Source organism: Nocardia bovistercoris (genome assembly GCF_015674855.1).
GTDB classification, from domain to species: Bacteria; Actinomycetota; Actinomycetes; order Mycobacteriales; family Mycobacteriaceae; genus Nocardia; species Nocardia bovistercoris.
This window is the reverse complement of sequence record NZ_JADMLG010000006.1, coordinates 200,645-224,529: the sequence shown is the minus strand read 5'-3', so window position 1 is coordinate 224,529 and position 23,885 is coordinate 200,645. Positions and strand designations below refer to the sequence as shown.

At 71.4% G+C, this 23,885-nt stretch carries 1 protein-coding gene; it reads left to right on the top strand.

From position 1 onward, the window contains the following. The first annotated feature begins 66 nt into the window (after positions 1 to 66). Positions 67 to 23,856 (top strand): WXG100-like domain-containing protein, encoded by a 23,790-nt coding sequence (locus tag IT779_RS16665; RefSeq protein WP_196150230.1) that lies wholly within the window; start codon positions 67 to 69, stop codon positions 23,854 to 23,856. Positions 23,857 to 23,885 lie beyond the last annotated feature (29 nt).

The window sequence follows — 23,885 nt, the reverse complement described above, 5'->3', positions numbered from 1 at the left end:
GGAGTTCGGTGTGTTCGGCGCGCCGCGCGTTCGTCGACGCCCATCGGTGATCCGAGGTAAGCGGGCATGCCTGAGCTACCCGGGTACCTACGCTGGCTGGAATGGGTAGCGGGTTCGGACTGGCCCGCCGGTGACCCCGACGGCATGTGGGGCATCGCGGACGACTGGCATACCGCAGCGGCGGGTCTGCGCGACATCCTGAGCGATATCGACGCCGCCAAGAGCGCGTCGCTCGGCGCCTACCCCGACGGTCGCGGCTCGGAGGAAACCGCGAGACTGTTCGACGAGTTGCGTTCCGGCGACCAATCATTGGCCAAACTAGCCGAAGTCTTCGACGACGTCGGCGATGGCGCCCACAGTGTCGGCACCGAGATCGAATACGCCCAGATCATGATGATCTCGTCACTGGCCCTACTGGCCGCCGAGATCGCGGCGGCCTGGATCTTCCCGCCCACCGCGCCCGCCGCCGAGGCCGCGGCCATCGGATTCACCCGTGTCGGCATCAGGATCCTCGGCCAGCGCCTGATGAACAAGATCATCCAGTGGGTCGGGCGATTCCTGGGAGAGAAGATCGCGACCTTCCTCGTCCGCCACCTCGCCATAGACACCATCATCGGCACCGTCCAGGACTGGGGTATCCAGCAGTACCAGGTGACCGCGGGACACCGGGATTCGATCAACTGGGAGCAGGTCGCCGTCACCGCCGTCAGTTCCGCGGCGGGCGCGGGCGCGGCGAGCCCCTTCGGCGACTGGCTCGGCGACCGGCTCAGCAGGGAGATGAGTCCGTGGTTGCGCGGCGCGGTCACCGGCGCCGGTGCGGGCGCGGTCGGCGCGGTCGCCGGATTCGGCGCGAGCGTGGGCGCGCAGTTCGGATTCGACTGGGCCGACGACGGCTGGGACGCCGCGGTCCAGAACGCGAAGAACACCGAATTCGATCCGCGCATGTTGACCGCGGGTGTTTCCAACGGCGCGTTGTCCGGTGGCAGCCGGGCGATGGCCGACGCGTTCTACCACGGCAGACATCCCGAATGGTATCCGCCGCCCAGGTCGGAGGATGATCCTCGGATCGGGGGGCGGCCGCCCGGGGCAGGCGGGTCGGGCGACAATACCGGCGGCGGCGATCCCGCGGGTAATCGGCCGGGGGGCAACGGTGACGGTCCCGGCGACGGCAACGGGCGGGGCGAGGGTCGGGGGGATGGTCTCGGGGGCCGGGACGGTCGCGGGGACGGCGATGGTGCGGGGAACGGCGATGGTGCGGGGAACGGCGATGGTCGGGGCGATGGCAACGGTTCCCGCAGCGGTGACGGACCGGGGAACGGCGACCGTGTCGGCGACGGGAACGGGCCAAGGAACGGCGACAGTACCGGGAACGCCGATGGTCTCGGGAACGGCGACGGGAATCGTGATCGGAACGGGCTCGGGGACGGAACCGGCGCCCGGGACGGCGTCGGTGACACGAACGGGAACGGCGCACCCGTCGGCGTGCACGGCGACGGCGCGCCCCTCGGTGCGGGCGACGGTGATTCGCCACGGGTGGACCCCGCGTCCGCGGGCGACACGAGTACGACGGATACCGCGCCGCGCGACGACGGCGCGAACCCGCACGACGACGGCGCGGGTGACCACCGGCCGAACGGGGATTCGGCCGCCGCGCCACGGTCCGAACAGAGCGCGGCGAACGATGCGGGCACACAGGGGGATTCGACACGGGCGGGCAACGCCAGCGATGGTCAGCAGACCACGCGCGCCGAACACGACGGATCTACCTCCGAGCAGCCGAAGACCTCCGAAGCCGACAGCCGTGCCCGGCCCGCGCCGGACGCCACCCACACCGACCCTTCGACCTCCCGCGACCCGCTGGCCGCTGGACATCAGGATTCGACGGCGCCGCGCGCCTCCGAACCTTCTGCGGCCGGCCACTCCCGTCCCGTCGACGGCGCCGACCACGGCACGAACGGTGCCACGCCGAAGAGCGACACGCCGGTGGGTGCGCCACCCTCCGCGCCCGCGCCGACCGCCACTCCGATGGCGGGTACCGCCGCCGGTGCGGCATCCACCGGCGCCGCGCCGGTGAGCGCGGGCGCGTCGACCTCGCACGCGTCCGGCCCGTCGCAGGGCGGTGACCCGCGCGCGGTCACGTCGAGCGCCTCCGGTGACGGTCGCGCACAAACGGGCGCGGGTGACGGCAGCCGTCGAATGCCGATGTCGCAGAGCGAGTCTCGTGCGGGGGCCGCGGACCGCACCGGTCCGGTCGGGAGGGAGGGCGCGACGCAGGCGGGCACCTCGGACTCCACCGCACCGCGTAAGGGCGCCGAGAGTTCGCAGACCAGGGCGCGCGCCACGGAGAACGGCGAAACCGCCACGGCGGCGCGGGATCACGACGGAATCCAGCCCCGCGAATCCGACGACGGCGGCATCCCGCCCGAGGCCGCCTTGCTCGTTCCGCCGCCGCACCCGGTGGACGGCGGACCCGAACGAACTCCGCGCCCCACGCGTTCCGACCAGAGTTCCGACTCCGACACCTCCCGGCCGGACCGCGGCGATGTCGCGGAAACCTCCGTACCGCGCGAGGACGCACCGAACAGAGGAGAGTGCGGCCGTCTCGCGCTGGCCGAGATCCAGGCCGAGACCGGCAGTCCCTACATTCGGGTGCCCCCCGAACCGGTCGGCCCGGCAGGCATGTCGCGGCCCGAGGTCGAGGCGGCGGCGGGCGCGCCGCTGCGTGACGTGCCGGAGACGGGTCGGGGGGAACCGCGCCACCAGCCGATCGCCGACGAACTGCTCGCGCTGCGCGAGGAGGGCGCGAGCGCGCTGGTCGTGGACGAATACGTCGGTCCCACCGGCGAATACGGCGTCGGCGCGCACGCCTATGTGTTGACGGTGCGCAGCCATCCCGCGACCGGCGAACTGTTCGTCGAGGTCTCCGATCCGAGTGTCGGTCTGCGCGAGGGCTTCCCGCCGACGGTGCCGAGAGAACTGAACCGCATCTCGGCCGTGGTCTACGACGCGGCCGGAACTCCGCTGCACCGCGACGACACCGACGTGCCGCACCTCGATCGCGCCGAACACCGCGTCGGCGAATTCGATCACCCCCGCGGCGATCGCCGGAACCTCGACGATCCGGAGACCACCCGCCCCGACCCCCTCCCGGACGCGGACTTCGGGACGCCCCCCGAACACTCGACCGACCCGCGTCCCGACGACATCTACGTGCGGCCCGGCGATTCCGATGTGCGCCCCGGCCATATCGACACGCGTTCCGGTGACTCCGATGTGCGTCCGGCCGATTCCGACACGCGTTCCCGTGATACCGATGTGCGCTCCGGCGACGCGGAAGCTCGACCTCGCGATGCCGAGACGCTTCCTGACCACGCGGCGGGGACCGGACTTCACGATGAGGTATCGCGGACACACCGCGGGGACGAAGCGGAACCCACTGGGACGCGGCGTGATTCGGCCGACGAGTCGGCGGATCGCAGGCGGGATGGTACGCCCCAGGACGGCGCGCTTCCGCGCGACGAGGTCGACCTGCCCGGCGATCCCGATTTCAGGCGGAACGGCGAGATCCTGCACGAGGGGAACCTGCCGCCGGAAGGGCAGCCGCTCTACCGGGGCGTGCCACGTCTGCTGACGGACGGGACCGTCAATCCGGCCTACCTGCGGGCGATGGAAGGTACGGCCGAGCCGCGCGGGTCGGCGGACATGTCGCCCGACGAGCACATCCTGCAGGTGAATCCGCAGGACAGCGACACCACCTCGTGGACCCGGTCGCGCGGTGTCGCCGAAACCTTCGCCCACGGTGACGGCATCATCCTGGAGTGGCGCACCGGACTGCCGCCCGAGGACGCCACCTGGCGGTTCAAACCCATCTTCGACATCGACGGCGACCTGTCGCAGGTGCTCGTCCAGGGCACGCTGAGCGATGCCCGCGCGACCCGTTTCGTCGCACCGGAAGCGGGACCGGTCCGTGACGAGCAGTCGGTGCCCCCGGAGGATCCGTCGCGGTCGGTGGAGCCCCCGCGCGCGGCCGACCCGGTCGACGTGACCCCCGTTCGGGACGAGTGGTCGGATCTGGATCCCGCCGAGGTCGGTCGGGAACTGGCCGCGCGAACCGGCTTGGACACCTTCGGATTCGATCTGCCCGGCCTGCACCCGGAGGCAGTCCGCGAGTACGCGCGCGCGGTCGTCGAGATGCGGCGTGCGTTCCCCGACGTGGATCTGCGCCGGGTGGGTATCGGCGACCTGAACGGCACCGTCGCCGGTCGCAACTACACCGAGATCGATCCCGCGACGGGCCGCCGCTTCGCCGACCGGATCGTGCTGAGCAGACGCGACCTGTCCGATCCCGCCGACTTCGTCCGGCGTCTCACCGAGCACGTCGAAGGCGGGAACTTCCACCGGGTCGCGCTCGACCGGCCGATCTTCAGCCTCTTCGTGCACGAATACGGCCACGCCATCGACTCGACCGGCCGGCACAACGCCCGCCTCGACGCCGACGACGCCCTGTTCGCGCACTACCGCACGGCCCACGACCCCGCCACGATCGACGGCTATCAGCGATGGCTGCGCGACCTCAGCGGCTACAGCTTCGACGCGAACGGTCAACTGCGCGCCCACGAGGCGGTCGCCGAGGCGTTCCGCGACGTGTACATGGACAGGGATGGCGCGAGCGAACCGGCCCGCGTACTCAACGACCTGCTACTCGACGCCGCCCGCACACACGCGCCTGCTGTCGCGCCGCCGCGTGTGAACGACGTTGCGCCCCCGCGCGTTCCGGAGAGCGATTCCGGCCCCGCATCCGACGCCGTCCCGCCGCGCGATCCGGATGCAAAGGGCGACAATATGACTCGGCGTGACGATCCGGTCCGCCACGATGACTTGGACCCCACCGATCGCGATCACCCCCCGCTCGACGACGAGTGGTCGCGCATGGACGTCGATGAGATCCGCCGCACCTTGGCGGAGCGGCACGGGCTCGATGTGGTCGGATTCGACCGGGACACCGTGGATCTGGAGTCCAAGCGGGAGTTCGCGCGCGCGGTCGACGAGATGTCGACCAAGTACCCGGAGATCGATCTGCGGCGGGTGCGAATCGGTCCGATCGACGGAACCGCCCACCACGGCGGGCGCATCGCGGCGCACGCCGAATGGGCCGTGCACCCGAACGACATCTACCGGTATCACACCGAGACGATCACACTGAACGAAGCGGTCGCCGGTGACGCCGAGGCGTTCCGCCGCTCCGAGCTCGACGGTGAGCGGACGTTCTTCTTCGCCCGCGGGATGGGTGATCGGCCCGTGTACAGCACCATCGTGCACGAACTCGGTCACGCCATGGACTACGCGGGCGGAATGCGCGCCCGCGGCCGAGCCGAGGACGCGTTGCTCGCACATTACGCCGCGACCCGCGACCACGTGGATCACGACGAATACGAGGTGTGGCGTAATCAACTGTCCGGCTACAGTTTCCGGCGCAACGACCTGTTCTCGCCCGAAGCGCTCGCGGAAGCGTTCCGCGACGTGGAGATCAACGGCGACCGGGCGAGCGAACCGGCGCGGGTGCTGCACGACCTGCTGGTGCGGGAGGCGCGCACCGACCCGGACAGCATCGTCGACGACGACCTCATCGGCGGCCCGCCGAACGATGGCGCCGATCCGGTCTCCGGTGACGCGCCGACGCATCCCGAGGTCCCCGACGACCGCTGGTCGCGGATGGACGCGGAGCAGATCCAGCGCGCGCTCGAAGAGCAGCACGGACTCGAGGTCATCGGCTTCGACAACCCTCGGGTGGACCCGGAGGTGTTGCGCGAGTTCGCGCGTGCGATCGACGAACGCCTGACGCGGCACCCGAATGTCCATCTCGACAGCGTGCGGATCGGGCCGCTGGCCGACGGTCAGTTCGCGCGCGCCACCTCCTATCATCGGCCCGCCGACGGCCGCCCCGCGTTCACCGAATCCATCACCCTCAACGAGCGGCTCGCGACCGACGGCGACCTGCTGCGGCGCTCGATCGCGCTCAATATCGAGGACGGGCATTTCGCGCCGCACTACGCGGACCGGTCGGTGTACAGCCTGATCGTCCACGAATTCGGGCACGTACTCGACACTTCGGGTTCGCCGCTGACCCGGTTCCGCGTGGAAGCCGATCTGCTCCGCTACTACACGCGGACACACGACGATCCGACGGTCGAGGGCTACCACCGCTGGCTGCGGCAGTTGCCTGGCCTGGCTTTCGATTCCCGCGGCGCGCTCAACGCCGTCGAGGCGCTGCCCGAGGGATACGCCGAGGTCGAGCGCAGCGGCGAGCACGCCTCGGAACCCGCGAAGGTGCTCGACGCGGCACTGCGCGCGGCCTCCGAGCGCTACGGCACCCCGCGAACGGACGCGCAGGGACCGCCGCGCGACACCGGACACGACGACATGTCCCTCGACCCGCCCGAACCCTCCGACGCGGGCGGCGGGAACCGGCCGCCGCCCGGCGAGCCGCCGACCCCGATGCCCGGCGAGGAACCGCCGCCGGGCGACCGCTCGGAATGGTATCTGCGCATGCAGATCGACCAGGCCGAATGGGAAGCCAGGATGGCGGCCGAGCACGCGCAGTGGTTGCGCGAGGCCGCGGACCGTCCGCTGCCGCACGAGCCGCTACCCGGCGACGAGATGCGCCGGTTCGCGGCCCGCGTGCGCGCCGACAACGCCGAGATGGCGGCCCGAGTGGCCGCCGACCGGGTGCGATGGCTGCGTGACCTGGCCGCGGGGCGACTGCCCGAGGCGCCGCCGGCCGCGGAGCCGCCCGCCGCGGGAACGCCGCAGGCCGAGGCGCCGCCGACCGCGTCCCGACCCGATGCGGACGTGCGCCCGGACGGACCCGACGACTGGTTCGAGCGGATGCGTCTCGAACAGGCCGAATGGGAAGCCAGGATGGACGCCGAGCGCGCCGAATGGCTGCGCGGGCTGTCCGATCGTGACCCCGACGATTTCACCGCTCGCATGCGCGCCGAGGCCGCCGAATGGGATGCGCACATGGGCGCGGATCGCGTGGAGTGGTTGCGCCGCATGGCGGGTCTTCCGGAATCCGCCGCGAGCACAACGGAATCGACGCCGCGACCCGCCGGTTCCGAGGGTGTGCTTCCGCGCGGCGGGGAGGATTCGGAACCGGTTCGCCCCGTTGACGAGTCGACCCGAACCGACGCCGAACCTGTTCGCGCGGAGAGACCGGACGTCGGTCCGCGACCCGAGCCCGACCGCACCGACTCCGATGCCGGGCAACGCGAGGACGCCGACCCACACACCGAGCCCCGAGCCCCGCGTGCGGAGGACTCCCCGCCCCTCGACCCGGTCGCCGAGATCGAGAAGTTCCTCGACCGCCACGCCGAGACCGCCACCCCGGTCCCGCGCACCGACGCCGAACGCGAATACGCGCGCCGATTGGCCGAGGCGCTCGGGCTCGGCCGCCGCCTCGCCGATCACCCCGACCCGCTCGGTGCGCTGCGCGAACTCGCCGAAATGGCAAGGGCGAGAGGCTTCCTCGGAGACTTCGCGGACGGTGAGCGCCCACGCCCCATGCGGCACCCGGACGATTTCGGGCCGCTGGACGAGATCGACCGGATCTACGGCGACGAACCCTACTGGCGCGAAGAGGCGTCCCAGCGACAACTCGACGAGATCGCCCCGTACCTGGAAGCGACCGGGCAATCCGAACCGCCCGCGATCGGTCCCGCGCACGCCCCCGATCCCGGCACGCCGCGTGCGGGCGAACTGGACAGCGCCGATCCGGGGCCGAGGCTGCGTCCGCTCGACGAGGTCGCGACCGATCTCACCCGCGGGTTCGGGCTCACCGAATCCGACGTGTCACCAGAGAATCTGGCGCGCACCATCGCGGACCTGCGATACCGGAACATGTTGCGGGCGGGCGCGGTCGAGGCATTGGCCGACGCGATGGCCGGACATGACCGGGCGCGGGAATCCGAGCGTCGGCCACTTGCCGAGGTGCGCGACGCGTGGGCGCGCAGACTCGGTGTCGACCCGGCCGACCTGACACCGGAACTCGTCGAGCGGCTGCGTCGCTCGGTGCTGCGCGAAGCGGGCGATATCGCGGACCTGGCCGATATCGCGCAGGCTCGGCACCGGCCCGAAACGGGGGAGACCCGGCAGTACGTGGTCGATGTCGACGGGGAACGGGTGCGCGTGCGGCTCGTCGCCGACGGCGAAGGCGGGTGGCGGGTGGAGATCCCGCAGCGTCGGAACCCGCCCGCGGTGCGCCCCGACACACCGCCGCGGACCGCCGAGCCCGAGCGGCCGAAGTCGTTGCTGCGCCGCCTCTGGCAGGCGTTGAAGTCCGGATTCGAAGGCCACACACCGAAATACCCGTCGGGTTCGGGTATCGACGGTCAGGGACAGCGCGAGATCATCCATCTCGCCGGGCACATCACCCATGTCGACGTGTTGTCGAACTTCGACGGCAATCCGGCCAGGCTCGCCAAAGAGAGCGCGACGATGTGGAAGCGTCGCGAATTGATCCCGTTCCTGCGGCATCTGACGGGACGGGTCGCCGACGAGGCTGGGGAGTACCCGATTCCGCGCGACCGCGAGGGCGAGGAGTACACGTACTGGCTGGACGAGGCCGATCCGGAGCTGGTGCGTCGCGAACTCGGCGTCGACCTCGAGGACTTGAAGCGCGAATACGAAGCGCAACAACAGCAGCGGGAACAGGAGCGGCGGGAACAGGAGCGGCGGGAGCCGACCTCGCCGCGCCCGGACGGTGACTCCGCGCCCGAAGAACTGCCCGCACCGACGGGCGAGGTCGCACGCACCGACGCCGAAATGACGCGGATGGTGCGAGAATTCGTCGAACTGCTGGACCGCCGCGCCGAGTCGGGGCGGGCGCTGGCCGATCTCGCGCGCGAACTCGGCGTCGACCTCGCCGATCTGTCGCCGGAACAGGTGCGCCGCGCGGTCGCCATACTGGAATACCGGTTGGCGCGGCGCATGGGCGCGCTGTTCGGGCTCGCCGAAGCCGCCGCACGCTACAACGCCGAGAACGCGCGCATCCCCTACAGCGACGAGGTCAGCTTCTTCGACTCCGACCCGATGGGTCGCTTCCTCAACGAGACCGTGCGCGCCAACGACGGCTCACCGGTGCTGCTGGACTGGGAGGGCGTGAACAACGGCGGAGAACCGTTGCGGGACTGGGGTGATCTCGGCTACTCCGATCAACCCGGCCGCGATCAGGGTCCGCGCGAATACTTCGAGAACGCGCTGCGCCGCGACCAGATCAAGGACGAGCGGGCGGTCTGGGCGCAACTGCTCGGACTCGACCTGAGCGCACTCGGCCCCGACGCCATCCACGCCACCGTCGCCGACCAACTCGCGCAGATCCGCAGGCAGGCAGCCGAACTCGCGGCCTTCGCGGCCGACGCCGACGGATTCCTGCGCGTCGACGGCGAAACACGCGATCTCGCCGACGTTTTGTCCAGTCTCGCCCTGCACGACTGGGTGCTCTCGCGCGGCGGCGCGATGCTCACCCCGCAACTCGGTCTGCTCGCGGGGGAGAACGGCGGACCGCACCGGCTGCTGGTGATCGACGGCGGCGGTGAGCACGACCGGGTCCTCGACGCGGCGCTCGCCGCGAATCCCCGCCTGGCCGAGGCGATCAACGCGGGCACGGTCCGCGTCGAATACCGGCTCGCCGCCCTCGACGTGCGCGGGGCGGGGGCCGATGGGCGCGGTGTGGTCTACCTCGTCGAGGGCGGGTCACCCGAGGTGCGGCACCTGCGGCAAGAGGTCGACGGTCGAACGGTCGAGGTCACGATGGTGCGCGACCAGGACGGTCCGTGGCGCGTCGTCCCCACCGAGATCCCGGAAACCGACACTGCCGCAACACGTCCCGATGACACCCGCACACCCGAGGAACTGCGCCGGGACCGCGACGAACTGGCGGCCCGCCTCGGCATCGGCGAGGACGACCTTCGCTCGCCGGAGCGTCTCGCCGAGCGCATCGCGGAGCTGCGCCGCGCGAACGCGATTCGCGCGAGCCAGATCGAAGCGATCATCGACTACGCGCGCACCGCATGGGATATCGACAACTACCACAACCTCGCCGACGCCAGGAACGCGCTCGCCCACCGACTCGGCATCGACGCGAACGAGATGACGCCGCGCCGGGTCGGCGAGGTGATCGCCGACCCGGGAACCAGGAACGCGCGCCGACTGCAACAGGTCGAATCCCTGGTCAAATACGCGAAACTGCTGCGCGGACTCGACGCGCCGACGGTGCACGGCGCCAGGGAGGCGGTGGACGCCGCACGCGACCGGCTGGCGCGCCGTCTCGGCGTCGACCCGTCGGAGCTGTTCCCGATGAAGCACTCCAAGGATCTGACCGCCTACCGCCCCGACCCGAACGGACTCGACGCGTCGAGACTGCGCGCGGTGATCGCCCGCCTGGTCGCCGATCCCACGCAACGGGCGCGAGTGGTCGACGCGCTCGCCGAATACGCGGCCACCCTCGAACGGATCGATCCCTTCGCGGGCGCCGACCGCACCCATCCCGCCGATCCTCGGGTCGCCGACCCGGAACTCCCCGTGCACGACCGGGCGGTCGAGCATCTGCGCGGTGTGGTCGGCGAGGTGGGCGAACTCGCCGACACCATCGAGGGCATGGGACTGCTCGACGGCGAAGACACGCCGCCGGGTCGCGATCGCGGCGCGAACCAGGACTGGGCCAGGATCGTCGGCGTCGACCTGCCCCTGCCCGAGGACGGCGTCCCGCTCACCCCCGAACAGGCCGAACGCTGGCGCACGATCTACGAGGTCTACCGCGACGGCAAGATCGATCAGCACGAACGCCTGACCCCCGCCCAACTGGCCGAGGTGCAGGCCGAACTCCGGGAACAGACCCGACGCCGAGCCGAAGAACTGGCCGAACTCGCCGAACTGGCCGAGCGGCTCGCCCGCACGACCCCCGAATTGCCCACCGCCCCCGACGCCATCCCGCCACCCGACGGTGATCCCGACGCCGCGCCGCCACGCTCCGATGATCCCGACGACGACGGCGGCGCACCGAGCCGCTCCGGCCCGCCCTCGCGTCCGCCGGACGACTCCTCGGACGGCGGAGCCCGGCGCCCCGAAGACGAGGTCGAGGAATCCGCTGTACCGCAGCCGGATTCGCACGCCGACGACATCGGTGACGTGCGCGTCCGTCCGCCGGAGAACTCTCCGGAACCCGGACCCGCCGACCGCACCCGCCCCGACGCATCCGACCCGCGTCCGGTCGTCGCCGAGGAGTCTCCGCCTGAGCCGGCTCGCTCCGAGGACTCTCCGGAGTTCGGCCCCGCCGATCCCGCGCGTCTGAGTGTGTCCGACTCGCGCCCACTCGTTGCCGAGGAGACCTCGTCCGGACGACCCCGCCTCGGGGAGCCCTCGCAGCCCGGACTTGCCGATCCCGCGCGCCTCGGTGTGTCCGACTCGCGTCCACCCGTTGCCGAGGAGACCCCGCCGGAGCCGGCTCGCCCCGAGGACACGCGGGAGACCTCCGCCGACAACACCCGCCCCGATCCGGAACCCCCCGAGCCGCGCACCGCCGAAGGCGGTGGCCCGCGCAAACCACCCGTCGACCCGCCCGCCCCACCCGCCGAGGCCGACCCGCCCCCGGAAGGCGGTTCGGAATGGTTGCGGCGCATGCGAATCGAACAGGCCGAATGGGAAGCACGGGTCGCGGCGGAGGAAGCCCGCCGGCGCCGGGAGGCCGCCGACCGGGCGCCGTCACACGACCCACTACCCGGTGACGAGATGCGCCGCGCCGAAGCACGCGTCCGCGCCGAGAACGCAGAGGCCGTGGCGCGGGCCGCCGCGGAACGCGTGCAACGCATGCGCGCCGAGGCGTCGGCGCGGCCCGGCGATGGCGAGGGTGCGGGTCGTGTGGAGGGTGCGGAAGCGACTGTCCGACCGGAGGACGCGACCACCCCACGCGAAAGTACGGGTGAACCCATCGACCGCGCCCACTTGGACGCGGCCGAGCGAGCGGCGCGGTTCGATGCCGAACAGGCCGAGATCCTGCGCAGGGCGTCCGATCGTGACCCCGACGACATGGCCGCGCTCGCCCGCGCCGAGACGGCGCAGCTGCGAGCCCGCCTCAGCGCGTCCCGACTCGAGTGGATGCGTCAGGGAGCCGGGGTACCGGACGGTGCGCCACGCGGATCGGGCGAGGACGGACGAACCCCGCTCGCGGACGCCGAGCGCACGGCTCGACTCGACGCCGCGCAGGCCGAGGATCTGCGGCGCGTCTCGGAACGTCATCCCGAGGATCGCGCCGCCCGTGCCCGCGCCGAGGTAGCGGCATGGGACGCGCGGTTGAGCGCGGCGCGGCTGGCCTGGATGCGATTGGGAGCCGGGATTCCGGAGCCCCCACCCGCCGCCGGTCGTCCGACGGAGGGTGCCTCGCGGCCCGAGGCGGACACGCGAGCGGATCGTCTGGGGGACGGGCGATTCGACCGCGGTCAGTGGGCAGACGCGGAGCGTGCGGCCAGGGCCGACGCGGAGCGCGCGGAGCAACTGCGGAGGGCGGCCGACGCGGACCCCGACAACGAGGCGCTGCGGTTGCGCGCCGAGGTCGCGCAGTGGAACGCTCGAATGAGCGCGGGCAGGCTGGAATGGATGCGGCAGGTCGCCGGTGTCCACGAAACCGATTCCACAACAACGGAATCCAGTCGCGACAGCGGAGATTCCGCGCGGTCGTCGCACGACTCACGACCGGAGGCAAGCACTCCCACCGAGCGGGACGACCCCCTTCCGGACGCCGATACCACCCGTTCGGATGAGGTCGGGCGTGCGGGCTCCGATCCGAGTGAGCGCACCGGTCGGGATCGCACCCGTCCGGAAGCGGATTCGACCAGGCCCGATGAGGTCGATCGTGTCGATTCCGACTCGAGTGAGCGCGCTGAGCGGGACCGCACCCTTCCCGAGGCCGATCCGACCAGGCCCGATGAGGTCGATCGCGTCGATTCCGATCCGAGTGAGCGCGCTGAGCGCGACCTTTCGGATGCCGAGACCCGGTCCGATGAGGTCGATCGCGCGGATTCCGACCCGGGCGATCCCGCCACGGACATCGCACCCCGCGACCGCACCGATTCGTTCGATCCGGTCGCCGAGGTCGAACGGTTCATCGCCGGACATGCCGAGCACGCGGAGCCGGTGCCAAGGACCGAAGCCGAACAGGACTACGTGCGGCGACTGGCCGAGGCGTTGGGGCTCGGGCGCAGGCTCGGCGATCACCCCGACCCGCTCGGCGTACTACGCGAGCTCGCCGAAATGGCCAGGGCAAGAGGCTTCCTCGGTGACTTCTCGACCGGCGACCCGCCCCGTCCGATGCGGTACCCGACCGATTTCGGTCCACTGGACGAAGTCGATCGCGCCTACGGCGACGAACCGTACTGGCGCGCCGAGGCTTCGCGCGCCGAACTCGACGAGATCGCTCCCTATCTCGAGGCGACCGGTCGAACGGACACCACACCCGAACTCGGCCCCGCGCGCCCACCGGATGCCGAGGTGGCTCGTCGGGGCGATACGGACAGCCCGGTCCCGCGCCTGCACGGCGTGGACGAGGCGGTGGCCGAACTCGCGCGACGCCTCGGCGTCACCGAGGCGGATCTGCGTCCGGAGAATCTCGCGCGCACGATCGCGGCGCTGCGCTACCGGAACATGGTGCGCGCGGGCGCCGTCGAAGCGCTGGCCGAGGCGATGGCGCGACACGACGCGGCCGCCGATCCCGAGCGCGCCGGATGGGCGGACGTCCGTGACGCGTGGGCGCGCCGTCTCGGCATCGATCCCGCGGATCTGAGCCCGGAAAGGCTTGCCGCGCTGCGCCGGTCCGTGCTCGGCGAGGCCGTCGACATCGCCGCGCTCGCCGAGGCGGTGCAGATCTCGCGCCGCGCGCCGCGTGCCGGTGCGGTCCTCGATTTCCTCGTCGAGGTCGACGGTGATCTGGTCCCGGTGCGTCTGGTCGCCGACGGTGCGGGCGGTTGGCGCGTCGAACTGCCGGAGCGGCTCGGACCGCCCGCGCACGCGCCGGACGCGCCGCCACCGACCTCCATCGAGCCGCGCAAGTCGTGGCCGCGTCGTCTGTGGGAGGCGCTGAAGGGCGGATTCGAGTGGCACACACCGAAATACCCGTCCGGTTCCGGTCTCGACGGTCAAGGACAATCCGAGGTCATCCATCTCGCCGGGCACGTCACAGGCGCGGACTCGCTGACTGATGTCAACGCGAATCCGGCGCGGATCGCCAAGGAAAGCGCGACGATGTGGAAGCGTCGCGAGTTGATCCCGTTTCTGCGGCATTTGACGGGCCGGGTGGCGGACCAGGCGGGTGAGTATCCGGTTCCGCGCGACCGCGAGGGTGCGGAATACACCTACTGGCTGGACGAGGCCGACCCGGATCTGGTGCGTCGGGAACTCGGCGTCGACCTCGCGGACCTGCGGCGCGCACACGAACTCGAACAGCGACGGCTGCGCGACGAGACGGAGACCCCGCGCCCGACGGACGAGGAACCGAGCGCCGAGCCGCCGCGCGCGGGCGAAGTGGCGCGCACCGATTCCGTATTGGATTGGTTGGTAGGGGAATTCACGGACGCGCACGCCGAGCGCGCCCGGGTGGGAGAGGCGTTGCGGGCACTCGCGCGCACACTCGGAGTCGACGTCGGCGACCTCACCCCCGAGCAGGTGCGCCGCGCGGTCGCGGTGCTCGAGTACCGGTTGGCGCGACGCATGGGCGCGCTGTTCGGGCTCGCCGATGCCGCCGCCCGCTACAACGCCGAGGACGCGCGCTTCCCTTACGCCGACGAGGTCAATTTCTTCGACACCGACCCGATGACCCGCTTCCTTTCCGAGGTGGTGCGCGCCGAGGACGGCAGACCGGTGCTGTTCGACTGGCAGGGGGTGAACAACGGCGGTGAACCCTCGCGCGAGTGGGGCGATCTGAGCTACTCCGATCAGCCCGGCCGCGATCAGGGTCCGCGCGAATACTTCGAGAACGCGCTGCGCCGCGACCAGATCAAGGACGAGCGCGCGGTCTGGGCGCAACTGCTCGGACTCGACCTCGACGCGCTCGGCCCGGATGCCCTGCGCGCCACCGTCGCCGACCAGCTCGACCAGATCCGCAGGCAGGCAGCCGAACTCGCCGCGTTCGCCGCCGACGCGGACGGATTCCTGCGCGCCGACGGGCGGGTGCGCCGACTCGCGGACGTGCTGTCCGATCTGGCCGTCCACGACTGGGTGCTCTCGCAGGGCGGCGTGATGCTCACCCCGCGACTCGGTCTGCTCGCGGGCGAGGACGGCGGACCGCACCGGCTGCTGGTGGTGGACGGCGCGGGCGGACACGATCGAGTGCTCGCCGACGTGCTCGCGGCGAATCCGCGCCTGACGGACGCGGTCAACGCGGGCACGGTGCGCGTCGAGTACCGACTCGTCGACGTCGAGGTGCACCCGGACGGCGGTGCGGCGGTGCGGCTCGTGGACGCGGGTGCGCCCGAGGTCAGGCAACTGCGTGCGACGGTCGACGGCAAGCCTGTCGATGTGACGATGGTGCGCGACAAGGACGGTCTGTGGCGTCCGGTGCCCTCCGAGACCGACGCCGCGACCCGCCCCGAATCGGCGCCGGATCCCCGCACCCGCGACGAATTGCGGGAGGCGCGCGACGATGTGGCGCGCCGCCTCGGTGTCGGCGAATCGACGCTGCGCTCGCCGGAACGTCTCGCGGAGCGCATCGCGGAACTGCGCCGCCTGAACGCGTTGCGGGCCAGTCAGATCGAGGCGATCATCGACTACGCGCGCACCGCGTGGGACATCGACAACTACAACGCGCTCGCCGACGCGCGCAACGCGCTCGCCACTCGTCTCGGCGTCGACCTGGATCGAATGACGCCGGAACGGATCGGCGAGGTCGTCGCCGATCCGACGACGCCGAACTCGCGGCGGCTGCAGCAGGTCGAAGCTCTGGTCAAGTACGCGAAACTGCTGCGCGGCCTGGAAGCGCCGACTGTTGAGGGCGCCGCGGACGCCGTCGACGCGGCACGGGACCGACTCGCGCGCGCCCTCGGGGTCGATCCTTCCGACCTGTTCCCGATGAAGCATTCGAAGGACCTGAGCCGGTATCTTCCCGACCCGAAGGGCCTCGACGCCAAGCGGCTGCGTGGGCTGATCGCGCGGTCGATCGCCGACCCGACCCAGCGGCAGCGAGTCGCCGACGCGCTCGCGGAATACGCGGCGGCACTTCGGCGCGTAGATCCCTTCGCGGGCTCGGACCCGACCGATCCCGCCGACCCGCGCGTCGCCGATGCCGAACTGCCCGTACACGATCGGGCCGTCGAGCACCTGCGCGACGTGATCGGCGACGTGCGCGAACTCGCCGACGCCATCGACCGCGTTGATCCCCTCGAGCCAGATGACGGCGCACCGCGACCGGAGGGAGCCGGCGACGACTGGGCCCGAATCGTCGGCGTCGACCTGCCCGACGCCTCGGCCGCACCCACCCCGGAACAAGCCGAACGCTGGGCCAAGATCTACGAGGTCTACCGCGACGGCAAGATCGACCAGCACGAACGCCTGACCCCCGCGCAACTCGCCGAAGTGCAGGCCGAACTGCGCGAACAGACCCGACGCCGCGCCGAAGAACTCGCCGAGCTGGCCGAACTCGCCGACCGGTACGCGCGTGCGCTGGAAACACCCGACCCCGATACCCCACCACCCGACGGCGACGACGGCGATGCGCCGCCGAGCAGGCCGGGCCCGCCGTCCCGTCCGCTGGACGATTCCTCCGATGGCGGGGCGCGACGCCCGGATGTCGATGCGGAGGAATCCGCTGTGGCGTCAACGGATTCGGGTGATGGTCCGGTGCGACCGGAAGCGGATTCGACCGAGGACGCGTCGCCGAGCGGGCCGGGCCCGAGTTCTCGTCCGCCGGACGATTTCTCCGATAGCGGGGTACGGCGCCCGGATGTCGAAGCGGAGGAATCCGCCGTAGCGTCAACGGATTCGGGTGATGGTCCGGTGCGACCGGAAGCGGATTCGACCGAGGACGCGTCGCCGAGCGGGCCGGGCCCGAGTTCTCGTCCGCCGGACGATTTCTCCGATGGCGGGGCGCGACGCCCGGATATCGAAGCGGAGGAATCCGCCGTAGCGTCAACGGATTCGGGTGACGGTCCGGCGCGTCCTGCGGCGGACTCCACCGACGATGCACCCGTCCGACCCGAGGACCCCGAAAGCGCGGTGCCCGAAGCGATTTTCGAGGGTGCGACATCCGAACGCGACGCCTCCGAACCGACGTCGTCCGAGGTAGCCGATCCCGTCGAGCACACGCGGTCCGAGGGGGCGTGGGCGGAGTCGGACGCCGGTCGTGAGCGGGTGACGGCGCCGGATCACGGGCGCGCCGTGCCGAACGCTGAACGTGGTGGCCCGGTGTCGGAAGCGACCACCGTGCCCGAAACCGATGGTGGCGCACAGAATCCGCCGAGCGATCCGCCACGTACCGGTCTTCCGGATCCGGAGGGCTGGCGTCAGGACGGACCGCCGCGTCGGCACGAGCCGTTCACCGACGAATTCCGGAACGCGCTGCCCGCACTGCGGCAGCGCATCGCCGACGCGACCGCGCTGCGCGCTGAACTCGAGCGGAGCATCGCCGATCGCGCGGCGGCACTCGGAATCCCGACCGAAGGCCGGACGCCGCAGGAGATCTCGCGCGCGGTCGATGACCTGACCGGCACCGAGGTCGCGCGTGTCGAGGCGCTGCACGCCCGCGACAATGTCACCGGTGCGGAGATGGTCCGGTACTTCGACGAACTCCGTGCCGCCGAACGGCGAGTCGCGGATCTGTACGCCGCGACCAGGGAATTGCGCACCGACCTGGGCCGCTACCACGCCGCTCGCGCCGAGGAGAACGCCGCCCGCGCGGACGCGGGCGTGGCCGCCGCCCGCGACGTGCTGGCCTCCGAGGGCGCCGACATGGTCGCCGAAGGGGTCGGCGTCGTGCCGGGGGAGCGGCGAGTCGTGGTCGCCGCACCCTTGTCGGATCTCGATCCCATACTGCCGGAGCAGAATCGGACGCAGCTCGCCGAGCAAGGCGTCCGGGTCGACTACCGCATGGTTACGGTCGACGAGCACGGCGTGGAAGTCACCACGCTGCGCCCGCCCGACGAAGACGGCCCCGCCGCCGCACCCCGTGCCCCGCACACGCCCGATTCCGATCCGGCAGGCGCGCGTCCGCCCCGTGCGGAGACGACCCCCCTGGCTCCGCGCCGACCCGAGGCATCCGACGGGCCCGCCCGGCAGGCGCGTGCGTCGGCCGAAGAAGCCGACCGGGGAGCCGCTCGGCCGGAGGATCGGAATCCGCCCGAGATCCGAGAGACCGACCGGACTGCGCCGGAGGTCCGGGCGGCGGACGAAAGCGGATCCGCGACTCCCGAAGGCGTCTACGACGCGCTGGTCCGCCGCCGCGCGGCACTGGCCTCGGAGACCGAGTTCTGGCGCGCCAAACGCGACGATCGTTTCTCCCGCTTCGACACCCGTGCGCTGCCGGTGCGCGATCCGGCCGAGGCGCTGAACCACGACAACCTCACCGCCACGATCGAACAGCTGAGCGCGGGTGTCGTCGGGACACGCGAGATCGCGGGATTCGGTGACGAAACCGGCACGCAGACACCGGAACTCGTCGGAGACGTCGAGATCGCCGAACGCATGCGGCGGGTGTTCGACCTGCAGGCCGCCGCGGAGCGATTCAACGAGGCCGAGCAGGTCCTGTCCGACATCGACCAGCGCATAGCCGAATTGGACGCGGCGGGCGTCGGCCCGCATCGCCCGCCGGATCCGGCGGTCCTCGCCGAACTCGAACGGCTGGTGCGCGAGCGCGCCGAGATCGCGGGTGCGCGGAGCAAGTTCGCCGATCCCGATGCCGCGCTGGCCGAGCTCGATCAGCGCATCGACGCGTTGCGTGCCGAACTCGGCGCGCGACGGGCGGCGCCGAGCGCGGAGATCGCTGCCGAACTCGATCGACTCGCGCGCGAGCGCGCCGACAAGGTACTCGGCAACAAACCGTGGCGGGTCATGCGCGCGGACCTGGCCCTGCGCCTGCGCGTCGACTCGAACCGTCTCGGGCCCGACGATCTGGCCGCGACGCTCGAGGAAGCCGCGGGCCGCACCGTTCGCGCCGAGGAAGTGCCCGACCGCATCCGCAGGCTCGAACTGCTGCGCGAAGCGGCCGAACACGTCAATCGCGCCGAGAACGAGATCGGTCGACTCCAGGATCGGATCGCCGAACTGGGCGGCGCGGTGCGGGACGCGCTCGCGGAGTCGGGGGCGCGTCGGGTCACCGAGCGGGTCGGCGTCGTGGAAGGCGATCGGCCGCGGATCATCGTGCTCGCCCCGCGCGGCGAACTCGGCGCTCCGCGCGCCGGTCACGACGCCGCCCTGCACGACGCGCTGCGGCGCAGTGCGGCAGTGGCCCAGGCGATCACCCGGCCGGAGACCGTCGTCGAATACCGGCAGATCGTCGCCGATCGCGAAGGCGGTTGGCACACCGAGGATCTGGCGCCGCCACGGCGCGAGATCCTCAGCGCCGGATGGCGTGACGGAGATCCGGGCATCCACCTGGTGCGGTGGCGTGACGGCAACGGCGATTGGCATCCGGTCGACCCGACGCGGCCGGACTGGGAAACCCACGGCGACCCCACCGTGACCGTGCCCAAGAAGTTCTCGCCCCGCGATCTGCCCGAGGGCGTGAGCGGTTGGGCGGTGGAACCGTTCCAAGCCTCGGTCGTCGGCCCCTTCATCGACCATCCGCCTGGCGCCATCGACAAGGATCTGCTGCCGCGCATCCCCGGCGGCGACCCGATCGACACCGGCATCCCGACCTACGACGGTCCGTTCGCGGGCGCCTTCTACCACACCATGCGGATCATCCTGGAGTCCGCGAAACTGTCCGGCTTCACCTGGTTCAGCGACAAGGACAATCCGAGCCGCATCAGACCGGGTTTCAAGGGACACCCCTACTTCCGCGCGCGGCGACCGGAAATACAGCCCATGGCCAGGGAATGGGACGTGCGCGACAGCGTTCCCGACCGCGGCGAACTCGGCGCCGGGTGGCTGCGGAATCAACGTGCGGCCGAGGCGAACTGGGCCCGCGTGCAGGAATGGGCCGAAGGCGAGTACCGGCGCTACCGCGCGGACGACGCCGATATCGACACCGTCCTCGACACACTCGCGGAATACCGTGCCGCCGACCGCACCGCACGCGCCCGCGACCTCGTCGACCGGATCGCGTTGCAGCTCAACGACAACGGCGCCGTCGACGTCGACGGTCTTGCCGATATCCGCACCGGGCGGTTGCGCGACGAACAGCCCGGCGACGCCCGACAATTGGTGACCGACCTGCGCGACGTGCTCGACCGCGCGGGCATCGTCGACCACGCCGACCTCGCCCGCGCCGTCGCCGACCAACTTGCGGACACCACACCGGAATTCACGCGCACCGAGATCGAACAGATCAAGAACCATCTCATGCGCGACCCGCACCTGCTGCGCGACCCGCGCGACGGCGTGCTCGTCCGCCGCCCCCTCGACGCGGTCGCCGACGTGGCCGAAGCCTGGAACCGACTCGTCGCGGGCGACCCACTGCCACCGGACATCCTCATGCTCCGCGACGCCCTCGCGGAATCGAACTACCTGCGCGCCAACCCCACCGCCACTTGGCGCGACGCCAACCAGCACGTCGTCATGATCGGCCTGGACTGGAACGTCAACCGCCCACCCCGCACCGATTGGCGCGCGGACATCCCTTACGCCCCCGCCCCCGTCACCCGCGACCACCTGCTCCCTCCCGGCCCCGACACACCCCCGCGACTCCCGCCGGGCCCGACGCCGGACGATCCCCCGCCCCCGGATGCCCTGGCGCGCCCCACCTCGGGCGAGCTGCCTTCGCCGACGGAAGACACCGCGCCGAGTGCTGGATCCGAGCCTCACGCAGGCGACTCGAGCGACGACACTGCCGAGCCCGACGTTGAAACCGGCGGGCACGACAACGCTGCCCGCGAAGACCCCGACCGCACTGTCGATTCGAACCCCCGGTCCACCGACTCGGGTGCGCGAATGGTCGATTCGGTCGATCCGACAGGGGATTCGAGTGGCCTGACATCGGAGTCGGTCGGGTCGACGGCGGATTCGAGTGAGTCGACGACCGAGTCGCGGGCGCCGCGCGCCGAACAGACCCCACCTCGTCCCGCCGGCGAATCGAACTTGCCGACAGCGGATTCGGGCGGAGACGATCGACCTGGGGCGCCGGTGCGGGAAGCGCCCGGTGACACGAGCTCCAGGTCCGGCGCGCGTCCGCGGGTGGAGTCCGAGCCGGGCGAGCAGGGCAGCCGGAATCGACCGCGCAACGCGGGCACGCCCGACAACGGTTCGGCCGCAGCCGCCCGTTCCGGCCGTCCGGGCGACGGATCGAGCATGCCGGTCCTGCCGACGGACTCGACCGCCGCCGACGGTGCCGAGTCGCGTTCGCGGGCAACGGCGGCGAACGACGAGTCCCGCACCGCGCCCGACAGCGCGCCGAACGAGACGGTCGAACGCGAAGTCGCCACCGGCTCGATCGGACGTGAGGAAGGGCCGGCGACCGAAACGAACACCCCTCGTGCCGATGCCCCCGCCGATCCGGACGACGAGAACCCCGCATCCGCTGAAGAGAACCCACCACCCGGCGACAGCAACGCGCGATTCGGCGACGGCGACGCGCGATTCGCTGGCGGGAACCCGCTGCCCGGCGACGGCGACGCGCGGTTTGGCGACGGTGACGCGCGATCCGCCGACGGCAATCCATCACCCGCCGACGGGAACCCGCAACCCGGCGACGGCGACGCGCGATCTGGCGACGGGAACCCATCACCCGCCGACGGGAACCCGCAACCCGGCGACGGCGACGCGCGATCTGGCGACGGGAACCCATCACCCGCCGACGGGAACCCGCAACCCGGCGACAGCGATGCGCGATCTGGCGACGGCGACGCGCGATCCGCCGACGGCAATCCATCACCCGGCGGCGGGAACCCACCACCCGGCGACAACGACGGTGACCCCATCGGGAACGGAGCACGCCGCTCGTACCTACCGGGTTCCGACCTGCGCTCGCACATCCCGCATCCACCGAAGCGCTACGACTTCGACATGCCGGACGTTCCGGATATCGAAGCCCTGAATCCGCACCCCTGGATCCCGCCGCATCCACCCGAGGACCCCCGCCCCCCACAGCAGCCGAACCCCCCGAACCCCACAGATCCCCCCCACCGCCCAAGCACTCCCGACCACCCACAGCAGTCGCCGCGACAGCCCGAACCCCCACGAACCCCACCCCGACCGGAACCCCCGAACCTGCCGCAGCCTCCTGCATCCCCCCAGCCTCCGGGGACCCCGCAGCAGCCCCCGCAATTCCCCCAACCGCCGCAGCTTCCGCAACCGCCGCAGCTTCCGGAACTGCCGAACTTCCCGGACCTCCCCGAACTTCCGCTGCCCGAGCCCCCGCGGTGGCCGGATTTCCCGACCCCTCCCGACCTGCCCGGCCCGGACCTCCCGGATCCGCCCCAATGGCGGCAATTCCCCCGTCCCCCAGCACAACCCGAGATTCCGGGTCTACCCGAGGCTCCGCAATGGCTGGAGCCCCCGCTGCCACCGGGCGGTCCTGGTGTGCCGGGTGTTCCCGACTTCCCGCTGCCGCCGGGAGTGCCGGGTCTGCCGGGTGGTTCGGATGTGCCGGTGCCGTGGGGTGGTCTTGGTGTGCCGGGTGTTCCTGACTTCCCGCTGCCGCCGGGAGTGCCGGGTCTGCCGGGTGGTTCGGATGTGCCGGTGCCGTGGGGTGGTCTTGGTGTGCCGGGTGGCCCCGACTTCCCGCTGCCGCCGGGTGGCTCGGAGTTGCCGGGTGGTCCCGGTGGACCGGAGTTCCCGGTTCCGTCGACTGATCGGAGCGCACCGGACTCGTCGACCGAGTGGGAATCGGATCAGCCCGCATCGGATGCGTCTCGCGACCAGGACCCCACCGACTCGCCGGACTTCTTCAGCGGTTTCGACCTCCCGAACTCGGGATCAGGCGCCACCCCTGACGGCCTGACGATGTCCGATCGCGGGCAGGGACACTTCTCGCCCCGACAACCGTCGGAGTTCGCGTCCCCGACGAACGGCGATCACCGGGCCGGACCCGAATCCGGAGGAGTGAACGGCGGGTACTCATCGGACACGGGCGGACGAGCCCCGGAGAACGTCGCGCCGTACGCGGACCGGACAGCGAACGGCGCGGACGTCGACTCCGCGTATCCGAACCGGAACGGAGCGTCCGGATTCCCGGCCATGCCACCGATGCCCGCGCAAGGTGCGGCCGGGGGATCGGCGCGCAACGGTAGGGGTTCCGGTTACGGACACCACGGTAGGCGCGAAGAGAGCACCGCGAACGGTTCGGCGATTCTGGTCCGGTCGCATTCGGGCTACGGCGAGGTGGCCGAATTCGATCCGGCGTCGGGCCTGCTGCGCGCGGTGGTGCTCGCGGTCGGCCCGGTCGGCGGCCTCTACGGTGAACTCGGCGCCACCCCGGTCGTGTTCTATCGGGGCGGTGACGGCTTGGCGCTGTGGTTGGGTGACCGGGTGATCGACCTGGAGGATCCGGGCTCGAGCGTGCTGTGGCACCTCGACGGCCGGACGTGCCGGTTCCTGGTCATGGCCGTCGACACCGTGCTCTGCGACATCTACTACCCGGCCACCTCCGCCGACTTCGATCTCGGTCTGCTGATCCGAGACGTCCTCGTCGACCCGGACCGGCGCACCTGGATCTTCACCCGCTGAACGAATACGGACAATGGACACCGATCAAG

Coding starts and splice junctions, on each gene's coding strand:
- IT779_RS16665 (WP_196150230.1), top strand. CDS start 67: ATGCCTGAGCTACCCGGGTACCTACGCTGGCTGGAATGGGTAGCGGGT.